Genomic DNA, 9,360 nt, shown 5'->3' with positions numbered 1-9,360 from the left:
GTTGCCGGCGTCGCCGGTGGACACGGTGATGGTCTGGCCCTGGATCGCCGCCTGCAGCGCCATGGAGTTGAACTGGTCCCGCGCCGCCTGCGGCAGAGAGGATTCGCCGTCGGCGTTGCCGTAGCTGTTGCTGATCACGTCCACCGCGTTGTCGGTGACGGCCTGGTTGAACGCGTCGTAGATCCCGGTGCCCTTGCAGGTTTTCCCGGCGTAGTAGCGGATCTTCGCGCTCGGGGCGATGGTGTGGGATGCCTGCACGTCCAGGGTCTGCTCGGCGTTCCAGCCTTCCGCGCCGCATTCCTGCGCGTCGGTGAACCCGCCCTGCGGCAGGACCGCGGAGTACTGGCCGGACGCCAGCGGCGGCACGCCGAGCTGGGCGGCAGCCTGGTTGGTGTCGGCGACGACGGTGTCGGAGTTGTAGGCGCCGACGACACCGATCGTCGTGCCGGCCCCGGTGTATCCGTTGCCCAGCTTGTACATCGCGCGGACCTGGGTGCCGGTGTAGCCGCACAGCGAGTTGGACTGGGATCCGGCCGGGTACTTCTGCGGGACGTCCGTGTTGTTTTGCTCGCCCCACCACCGCGCGCAGTGCTGCTCCGCGGCCGCCGCATTCGGCCGGGTGTGCTGGGGCTTGAGCAGGGCTGCGCTGTCGTCCAAGCCGAGCACGGCGGTGATCGAGGCACGCAGCGAAGTCGGCACGGTGACAGGCGACGCCGGGGCCGTCAGCGTCCGGGTAACACCGTCGACGCGGGTCCGGAACGCGGAGATCCTCGTGCTGAACGCGGTCTCCAGGGTTGCGGTCGGGGCTTCGGCGTCGACGAAGTGGCGGTTGCCGCTGACCCCGGTCACGTGCAAGCCCTGCTTGGCCAGCCACTGTGACACCTGGTCGACAGCGTTCTGCGTCGGGGCAAATCGGTCGAGAAACTCCGTCGAGGACAGGAATTTTCCGTGCTCGGCGCTGCCCGGAGTCGCCAGCCGCGCGGCGAGGCGTTCGGCACCGGCGTGATCACGCAGCGCCAGCGCGACCTGGATGTGCCGGACGGCGTTTCCGTTGCTGCGGGCGACTTCCGTGTGTGGGGTGGCCCAAGCGGGGGTGTTCCCGGCTATTGGTGCGCGGTCGCCGGTGTCGTCGGCGGGGGTACTGGGTGCCGCGACCGCGGTGGCCGCGGTGGAGGCGAGTAGGGCCGCGGTCGCGGCGAGGGCATGCCAAAGACGGCTGTGCATCGAGGTTTCTCCTTGTATGAAAAGGGAAAGCCGTCCAGCGCGCCGTCAAGTTATTGACGGACGTGCTGGAGGGTGTGCCTCGTGCCGCAGCCAGGGTTACGCGAAGAGGGCTGAGCGGAGACGTCAAGGGACCACAAGAACGGCTGTGTGCGGCCGGTCGTGGAGTTCGCTGATCGAGAAGTCCGAAGTAGTATCGGACGAGTAGGGTGCGCTACGGTCGAGTGTGCGCTGCCGGCGGTCCGCGAGCGGCCTGCGTCCGGCGTGGTGTGGAGGATGGAAACACGAGAATGCCCCCTGCTGTCGGGCGGACCGTGCCGGATTCCACGCCTCCCCAGGGTGGAGCACTGGTCTGCCTTGCTGAGACGAACGATAACCGCCCTCGCACAAAAGTGCAAACACTTGTGGCGGTCTTGCTGTGAATCTGTTTCTAGTAGGCCGATCGTGCTGCGAACTGTCGCCCGAAGTAGTCATACGGACTCTTGCTGTGGAGGTGTGCTGGCGCAGGCCCGCCACTGCGGCGTCGCCCTCGTCGGCGTGGGCGTGATCCGGTTTCTGTCGGTTGAGTGAAACGAGTTTTCACGGTCTGGTGTTAGTCCGGCGCGGACAGTGTGTTGACGATTAACCCGATCGGGTGTTTGGTTGTGAAGTGGTCGATCGTCGCAGGCCACAGGTGGTACGACATCTGCCACGGAGGGTGTCACGAGGCTGGCGAGCACCGTCCGCCGATTGGGAGGGCGGGGTGCCCGGCGTGAGGAGGGGATCGTGAAGGACATCATGAGCCGGGCAAAACCGGCAGTCGGCGTCGGCTGGCGTCACTGCGTTCATTGCGGTGGATAAGCGCATTCGCAGACCGGTTGAACAGTCGCTCGCTGGTGTTCAGCTGACGACATTCTTCGGGCGATCCCGCGAACTGGTCGAGGTGTGCGAACGGCTGAACGCCGGTGACAGGGTGGTGACGCTGACCGGATCGCCCGGCGTCGGGAAGACGCGATTGGCGGGCGAACTGCTCGTGCATATGAATGAGCATTACGAGGCGTCGGTGTTCATTCGTCTCGCCGAACTCGGCGTGCACGCCGATATGGTGGATGCCGAGCAGCGAATCTGCAACTTGCTCATTGCAGCCTTGCGTATCTCGCACCATCAGCCGAACGCCGACCCCACCGACGTGCTGATCGAGCACGTCCGTGACCGGCGCGTGCTGATCGTGCTGGACAACTGCGAGCAAGTGCTGGACGCGGTTGCCGAGCTGGTCAACCGGATCATCACTGAGACCGTCATGGTGCAGGTGATCGCCACCAGTCGCCCCTACCTCGACGTCCAGGGCGAACACCGGGTGCACCTGGGCCCCTTATCGACCCCCGCCGAGAACGCCGACCGCGCGGCGGCCGAGCGCAGTGACGCGGTACAGCTGCTGGCCGACCGCGCCACCGCGGTCGGACGGCCACTGACCGAGCAGGACGACTGGCAAGCCATTGTCGACCTGGTCCGCTGGTCCTCAGGTATTCCGCTGGTGCTCGAACTCATCGCGGCCCAGTTCGGCCGGGGACGTGCACCGGCGGTCGTCCTCGATCGCCTGCAAGGCGGCGCGTCGCTGAAGTACGGTCCCGGCGCGCGCGGGATTCCCAAGCATCATCTCGCGCTCGACATCGCGATCACCGAGTCCTGGGACCTGTGTTCGCCGCAGCAGCAACGGGTCTGGGCGCGGCTGACCGTCTTTTCCGGCGGGTTCACGCTCGACGCCGCTGAAGAGGTGTGCGCGGATGAGCTGATCGATCGTGGTGAGATCCTGGAGACGTTGGATCATCTGGTGCGGCACTCGATCATCGAAGGTGCCTCCCCTGATGGGCGCTACCGTCAGCATACCTTTCTGCGTGAGTACGGCCGGCGCAGCCTGAGCACAGCCGGCGAACTCAACGACGTCAGCGAACGGCACTACCGATGGATTGCCGGGCTGGCCAGGCAAGCGGCCGAGCAGTGGTTCGGACCGGAGGAGGTCCGGTGGCTGGACCTGGTCAACGCCGAATCCCGCAACATCGCCGCAGCCGTGGCATGGTGCTCCGACAACGGCCTGACCGAGCGCGGCTTGGCGATCATGGTGGACGTCCTGCTGACGCGCGCGCCGTTCTTCTTCGCCACTGAGGTGCAGGTGTGCCGCCGGGTCGAAGAGCTGCTGCGCGAGGGCCCGGTGGTGGCGTCGGAGGTGCGGATCTCGGCACTGGCGATGGCCGGCTGGGTGTGGATCGCCCTCGGCGAGCAAACCCGCGGGAAGACGCTCCTGGACGAATGCGTGCGCCTGGCGTGCGAAGCGGGCAAGTACGACGCTCCGGCAGTCCAGCTGGTTGAAGGTACCTACGAGGCACTCGCCCTCGGGCAGCGCAGCGGGTTCGCGAAACTGGCCGCTGCCAGTGCCGGTTTCCGCGCCGCGGGTGCCGAAGGTCCCGCCTTCATGGCGGACCTGTTCCACGCCATGACCGCCGGTTTGCTTGGCCCGGCTGAGGAGGCGGACCGGATGTCGCAACGCTGCCTGGCCGAAGCTCGCCGCCGCGGCGCCGAATGGGCCGTGACATGGGCGGAGTGGACGCGCGGCTTACCCGCGTGCTCCGATCCCGTCACCGACAATCCCGAGCCGCTGCGGCGGCAGATCGCCCTCGGCGACCTGTGGGGGCCTGGCTGGTGGGTCGAGCGGAAAGCCTGGGAGCTGGCCAAGGACGGAGACTACGTCGGCGCGGCTCGGGCGATCGGCGGCTCCGACAGCCTGCAGGCCCGCCACGGTGTCCACTACAACGGCTTGGCCAGCTTCAAACCCCACCGCGGACGAGCGAAAGCCGACATCGCCTTGGTGCTCGGGCCGGTGGAGTCGACGGCGGCCTACCTCGAGGGCAGCCTGCTGACCGATGAGCAGATCGTCGCCCTGGCATTCGGCGACACCGACCCTGCGGCGGAGCCGACGCTGAATGAGCGGCAGTGGGCAATAGTCCGGCTGGTCGCCCAGGGACTGAAGAATCAGCAGATCGCGAAGACTGTGCGGTTCTCCGTGCGCACGGTCGAGACCGAGCTGACGACGATCTATGGCCTGCTGGGTGTGGCGGGACGTCGGGAGCTAGCGGAGTGGTACCGGGCCCGGTCGGCGCCTACTGGTGTTCCCACCGCACCGGTAGGGCCGCGACGCCGCGGATGACCCCGAACGTCCGCCGCACCGTGGTGCCCGGCTGCAGGCGGAGGCCGGGCAGCGCGCGCAGCAGCTCGGTGAGCATGACGCGTAGTTCGACGCGGGCGAGGTGCCGGCCGAGGCAGCGGTGCTCGCCGGCACCCCACCCCAGGTGCTGCGGAGCGTCGCGGTCGCGGTCGAGGCGGAAGACGTCGCCGTCGTCGAAGACCCGTTCGTCGCGGTTGGCACTACCCCACGCCAGCAGCAGCCGGTCGCCCGGAAACAGCGGCATTCCGCCGAGATGCGTCTTGCTGATCACGGTGCGTCCGGTCGCCGCGACCGCCGGCTCGTAGCGGACCAGCTCCTCCACGAACGCCTCCAAGGCTGCAGGCTCGGCGGTGATGCGCTCCCGCAGCGGCAGGTCTTCCAGCAGCTGCAGGAGCGCGGTGGCGCACGCGTCGGCGGTTGTCAAGTGGCCGGCCGCGACCATCAGCATGGTCATCTTGACCAGCTCGTCATCGTCGGCGGAGTGGCCATCCACCTGCGCGTGCACCATCGCCGAGAGCAGATCACGGCCGGGATGGGCGCGGCGTTGCTGGATCTGCCCGAGGAGAAAACTGCGTAGGTCCGGCCGGCCTGCTGGGCCTCGGTGAGCGTCTCGGCGCTGTAGAGGGCACGGACGTGCTCGGACAGCCACACGCGTTCCAACTCGGCGAGGCCGAGCACCCGTCCGATCACCAGCGGCGGCACCTGACGGGTGTAGGCCCCGACGAGTTCAGCAGCGCCGTGTGGGATCAGCTCCTGCAGGACCTCCCGGCAGACCGTCCGCACGTACTGCGCTTGCGCGGCCGCGATGGCCGGGGTGAAGAACGTCTGCAGCAGGCGCCGCCATTGGTGGTGGTGGTCGGCGTCGGTCTCGAACATCGGCGCGACGGCGTCACGCATCTCGGTGACCACCGCCGCCGCACCCAACCCGTCGACATAGGCACTGAACCGATCAGAGGCGCGCGCTACCTCCCGGATCTCGGCATACCCGGTGACCAGCACGAACCCGTCCAGCTCCCCGCTGCGCGCCACCGGACACCCGCGTCGGATCGTCCCCAGCGTGTCGTAGACGGTCTCGGCGACGGCCGGATCGAGGTGGCTGAATGACCACGCCACTTCCGCGGGATCGGTCCCTGATTTTTGCGCCGCGGCGCCCCCCAGTTCCAGAGCCATAAGAACCTGGCTACTGGCCGTGAATGACGCAGGTCAAGGATCCCAGCGGGACATTGTGGAAAAGAATGTGGACTCCACATCGCCGACATGTGGACCAAATGCGGCAACAAGCGGCGGTGGTTGCGGAGCGTGTCCGTCACTATGACTCCAACGCCCTGAACAGCCGCGACGTAGGTCACCACGGCTTGACGGGGGATCACACAGGGGTGCCGGCGGGGGGCCGGCTGGATATCGAACGCACAGGGGCAAAAGTGAGCACTACCGTCCACAGGAATCACGAGTTCATCCGGCGCTGCGACACCATCATCAGCGCCCTTCCGATCCGTCATCCGTTCGAATTGCGGGCCTTCCTCGACGCGCTGGGACAGCAACAGGGCATGCCCGTGATCCTGGGGCGGATGCCTATGCGGCGCGGCGGGGCCAGCGGCCTGCTGGCGCGCACGCGTGAGGAGTGCTGGCTGACGATCGTGGCGAGGGCCGTGCCGGCGCACGCCGCGCACATCGCCTTCCACGAGATCGGCCACTGGATCCTCGGCCATCCCGGTACCTACGCCTGCGGCCGCCGCACACACCCCGACGACCGGTGGGAGCTCGAAGCCGAGCAGTTCGCGTGCCTGCTGCGCGAGCACGTGAACGCGGGCGCGGCGCGCTACCGCGCTCGGCTGCCGGGCCGGACGGCCCTGCGGGCGGCATTCGGGTCACGACAGCACCTGTGCGCCGATGCCTGACGCGGTCTCGCTGCTCTGGCTCGGCGCCGCGGCCGCGGGCGTGATCGAGGCGGTCCGCAAGGCGGTGGTCAACCGGGGCAGCGGCTACGCGCTCAGCCGCCACTTCCTGACCGCCGGCATCGCCTGCATGGCGTTGTCGCTGGCCGCCGGGGCGCCGGTCACCTTGGACTGGGTCGACGAGCTGACGGGCCTGCACAACACCGCGGTCGTGGCGCAAAACGTGCTGGCGATGCTGGCGATGGTCTTCACCGCCGGGTTCCTGCACACCCTGGGACAGCTGCGCCTGCCCATGCCGGCAGTGATCACGATCTTCGTGGTCTGCGCGGCAGCGATGATCACCCTGTACACGCTGGCCGGGGCGCGCACGTCGTTCTTCGCCTCGCCGCGGAACCCGACCTGGCCCTCCCAGCTGTACTCCGCCATCTACCTGGGCTACCTCGTCGGCTGGCTGGCGATGCTCCTACTAGGCCTGACCGTGGTGGCCCGCGGCGAGGTGGCCGGGGTGCGAGGAGGCGTAGCCTTCGCGCAGCTCGGGGTGGCGGTGTCGCTGGTCGGGTTGTCCTGGCGGCTCGGTGTCGCGCTCCGGTTGCTGGTCGACCCGCATCATCCGCCCCGCGGGACGCATTTCGGTGTCTTCACCGACGGTGCCGGCCTGATGTTCTTCGTCGCCGGGTCGCTGTTCGCCGCGGCGACCCGGCGGCTGTTCGACTGGCTCGACCGCCGCCGCACCCAGCGCCGAGACGCCGCGATCGAGCGCCTGTGGAAGCGGGTGCGGGTGCTGCTGGCCCACCGTCGCCCGCCCCCGTTGTCGTTCATCCAGAAGCTGGTCGAGATCGAAGATGCCCTGCTGATCGTCGAGCAACTGGTCGACGAACGGATCCGCCGCGCGATACGCAACGAACTGCAGACCCTGGCCCTCTACGTCTATGTCCCTGCGGGCACGGCGACAGCCGTCGACATCGAGATCGCGCTCGCCACGATCGTCGCGCACCTGTCCCGCCCGTCCGCAGGGCACCTGCCCGGCAGCGGTCGCGACGACGCCGACTCCCCAGCGTGGTGGCTGGAGACCGAACGCCTGCACGTCGACGACGCCGCGAGGATCCGGTGGCTGGCCGATGTCGGAGACGCTCTGACCCACCGCCGGGTCCAGCGCATGGCCACGAGAATCAGCGCGACACACCGCAGGCTCCGAGAAGCGGAATCGGCGAACCGGTAGATCGACGAGGTCAGGAGGCGGGATCGTCGCGGGCGGCGCGGCGCGCCCGCGCGATTCCTTCCACCAGTTGCAGCAGCTGTTCGCGGCCGGCGTCGGAGACATCGCCGATCGAGCTGGCGATGTCGCGCGCGTTGAACCCGACGAAGCCGAGCTCGGTCACCAGTTCATGGGTCTTGCGCGCTACCTCGTCATCGGATGGTGCGAAGTCACTGGCCGGGACGGTCGGGTCGAGCAGGTCCGGGTGGATGCGCCAGAACTGGGCCAACGCCTTGGTGATCGCCGGACGGCTGTTCTGGCGAATCCCCGCCCTGAAGTTGCGTATTGCCTGCTCGGCCAGCGGCAGCCCCGTCCGGTCCCGCACCCACTGAGCGACCAACGGCGGGCGCGCGGTGAAGGTCAGTAACGCCGGGTCGCCCTCGGCGGTGAGTCGATCGATCACCTCGGGATCGACAAGCGGGTCCCCACGCAAAACGTAGTAGGCCGAAGCGTGGTCGAACAGGTAGGTCAACCGCTCGCCGAAGGTGTCCAGGTTCAGCAGCGCGACAGTGAGCTTCTCCTGGTCGACTGCCCGGCGACGCGGGATGGGAGAATGCAGCTCGGTCGACGGCGTCACAGTCGGGTCGTGATCATGTGGACCTGATCCGTCGTCCGCTGCTCGTGCCATGGTCCGCCCCCGTAGCGTGTCGATATCAGTAAACGCGGAGCGTCGAGCCCGAATCGGCAGGCATTTGACATACCGCACGTTGTGTCTACCATCAAAGTAAGCACAACACTTGTTGCGAGTATCTTCGGAACGTCGAGAGAAAGCAACCCACGCCACCCCGACCAGGGGGTTGGAGCACGGTCCCACTGTGACCGCCGCACCCTTCACCGGCGCACCACCGCTGAGGGGAGGCCCGTCATGGTCACATCCGAGAACTTACCTGCGGATGTCTGCTCCACCGTGGACTCGCCGACCACCACGCCGCACCCGACCACGTCGACAGGCGACGCTGTCGAGCTGGTCGACTGGTCACCGTTCGGCCGCGTGCTGCCGATTTTGGCCGCTTCTCCCGGGGCCGGCGCCACTGCTGCCGCCGTCGCGATCGCCGATGCGCTCCAGCTGGCGGGCCGATCGGTACTGCTCGTCGACGCCGGCGACCCAGTCCGATCCGGACTGGGACGTGCCGCGCGGGCCGACGGGCCACGTCGGGATGGACCCGGCTCGTCAGCCGGGATTCGGTTCTCCCGGCGCGCCCGCGCGATCCTGGCGCGCCTGGACGTGGCCGATCTCGCCGCGGAGCCGGTGCTCTTCCCAGGCCCGCCGTACTGGCATCCCGGCGGCCGCAGGGTCGACGTCACCGTGGTCGACATCGGCCACGACCCGTGGCGGCTGGCGACCGATCCCGTCCTCGGACCGGGCCAGTGGCTGCGCACGGGGAGTCCATCACCGATCCCTGCGCTGGTGGTGCGGCCTACCGTGCCGGGGCTCGCGCACGCCGAGCAGGTCTTGGCCCGGTTGGCGCCCTGGGTGCGGACCGCCGCGGTGACTCCACCCACGCAACTGCTTGTCGTGGGCGCGCGCCGGTGGCCGAAAGGCGTGGCCGGTACCGCGGGCCGCCGCACCAGCATCCTGTTACCCGACACGGTGTTCTTCCCCCATGACCGCGACGTCGCCGAGCATGGAGTCACCGAACAGGTGACTCCGTCATCGCTGCGCGCGCCAGCCGAGCAGCTGCTCCGCTCCTGGCATGTGCTGCCACCACGGACACGCCGCCTGTCCCCGAGATGGCCGCGAATCGGCCCCGGCAACGGCAGTCCCGTCGCCGACCGCGACACCAGCTGAG

The 9,360-nt window shown here is 68.4% G+C and carries 8 protein-coding genes; 4 read left to right on the top strand and 4 right to left on the bottom strand.

Translation table 11 applies throughout. From position 1 onward, the window contains the following. Positions 1-1,224, bottom strand: a 1,224-nt coding sequence (locus tag ACWEVN_RS26795) for a S53 family peptidase (protein ID WP_452053130.1), incomplete at its 3' end; no start/stop codon positions are given. Positions 1,225-2,053: 829 nt separating this feature from the next. On the opposite strand from ACWEVN_RS26795, the gene ACWEVN_RS26790 reads away from it, so the two are divergent. After that, positions 2,054-4,402, top strand: a complete 2,349-nt coding sequence (locus tag ACWEVN_RS26790) for an ATP-binding protein (RefSeq protein ID WP_452053129.1) — start codon at positions 2,054-2,056, stop codon at positions 4,400-4,402. Here the strand turns inward: ACWEVN_RS26790 and ACWEVN_RS26785 are convergent. Together ACWEVN_RS26785 and ACWEVN_RS26780 are read right to left on the bottom strand one after the other, a co-directional pair. Next, positions 4,356-4,913 carry a cytochrome P450 gene (locus ACWEVN_RS26785; protein ID WP_452053128.1) on the bottom strand — a complete coding sequence of 186 codons (558 nt, stop codon included), beginning with the start codon at positions 4,911-4,913 and terminating at the stop codon, positions 4,356-4,358. The two genes, ACWEVN_RS26790 and ACWEVN_RS26785, sit on opposite strands and share 47 nt — an antisense overlap. Next, a complete protein-coding gene (locus ACWEVN_RS26780; protein ID WP_452053127.1) occupies positions 4,871-5,590 on the bottom strand; it encodes a hypothetical protein in 720 nt (239 codons plus the stop codon). The genes ACWEVN_RS26785 and ACWEVN_RS26780 overlap by 43 nt, the downstream gene beginning before the upstream one ends. A 251-nt stretch (positions 5,591-5,841) precedes the next feature. Here ACWEVN_RS26780 and ACWEVN_RS26775 point away from each other — a divergent pair, with 251 nt between their 5' ends. Continuing rightward, positions 5,842-6,318 carry a hypothetical protein gene (locus tag ACWEVN_RS26775; protein ID WP_452053126.1) on the top strand — a complete coding sequence of 159 codons (477 nt, stop codon included), beginning with the start codon at positions 5,842-5,844 and terminating at the stop codon, positions 6,316-6,318. Next, positions 6,311-7,534 (top strand): hypothetical protein, encoded by a 1,224-nt coding sequence (locus ACWEVN_RS26770; protein ID WP_452053125.1) that lies wholly within the window; start codon positions 6,311-6,313, stop codon positions 7,532-7,534. The genes ACWEVN_RS26775 and ACWEVN_RS26770 overlap by 8 nt, the downstream gene beginning before the upstream one ends. 10 nt (positions 7,535-7,544) lie before the next feature. Here the strand turns inward: ACWEVN_RS26770 and ACWEVN_RS26765 are convergent, their stop codons facing one another. Continuing rightward, a complete protein-coding gene (locus ACWEVN_RS26765; protein WP_452053124.1) occupies positions 7,545-8,147 on the bottom strand; it encodes a hypothetical protein in 603 nt (200 codons plus the stop codon). A 288-nt stretch (positions 8,148-8,435) separates the two neighbouring features. On the opposite strand from ACWEVN_RS26765, the gene ACWEVN_RS26760 reads away from it, so the two are divergent. Beyond that, positions 8,436-9,359 (top strand): hypothetical protein, encoded by a 924-nt coding sequence (locus ACWEVN_RS26760; protein ID WP_452053123.1) that lies wholly within the window; start codon positions 8,436-8,438, stop codon positions 9,357-9,359. Position 9,360 lies beyond the last annotated feature (1 nt).

The sequence above is a fragment of the Amycolatopsis sp. NPDC003861 genome, assembly GCF_053605405.1.
This window is presented reverse-complemented; position numbering and strand designations above follow the sequence as displayed.

Bases quoted from the DNA above. Each gene is read 5' to 3' on its own strand.
- ACWEVN_RS26780 (WP_452053127.1), bottom strand. From the start codon at position 5,590: ATGGCTCTGGAACTGGGGGGCGCCGCGGCGCAAAAATCAGGGACCGAT.
- ACWEVN_RS26770 (WP_452053125.1), top strand. From the start codon at position 6,311: ATGCCTGACGCGGTCTCGCTGCTCTGGCTCGGCGCCGCGGCCGCGGGC.
- ACWEVN_RS26760 (WP_452053123.1), top strand. From the start codon at position 8,436: ATGGTCACATCCGAGAACTTACCTGCGGATGTCTGCTCCACCGTGGAC.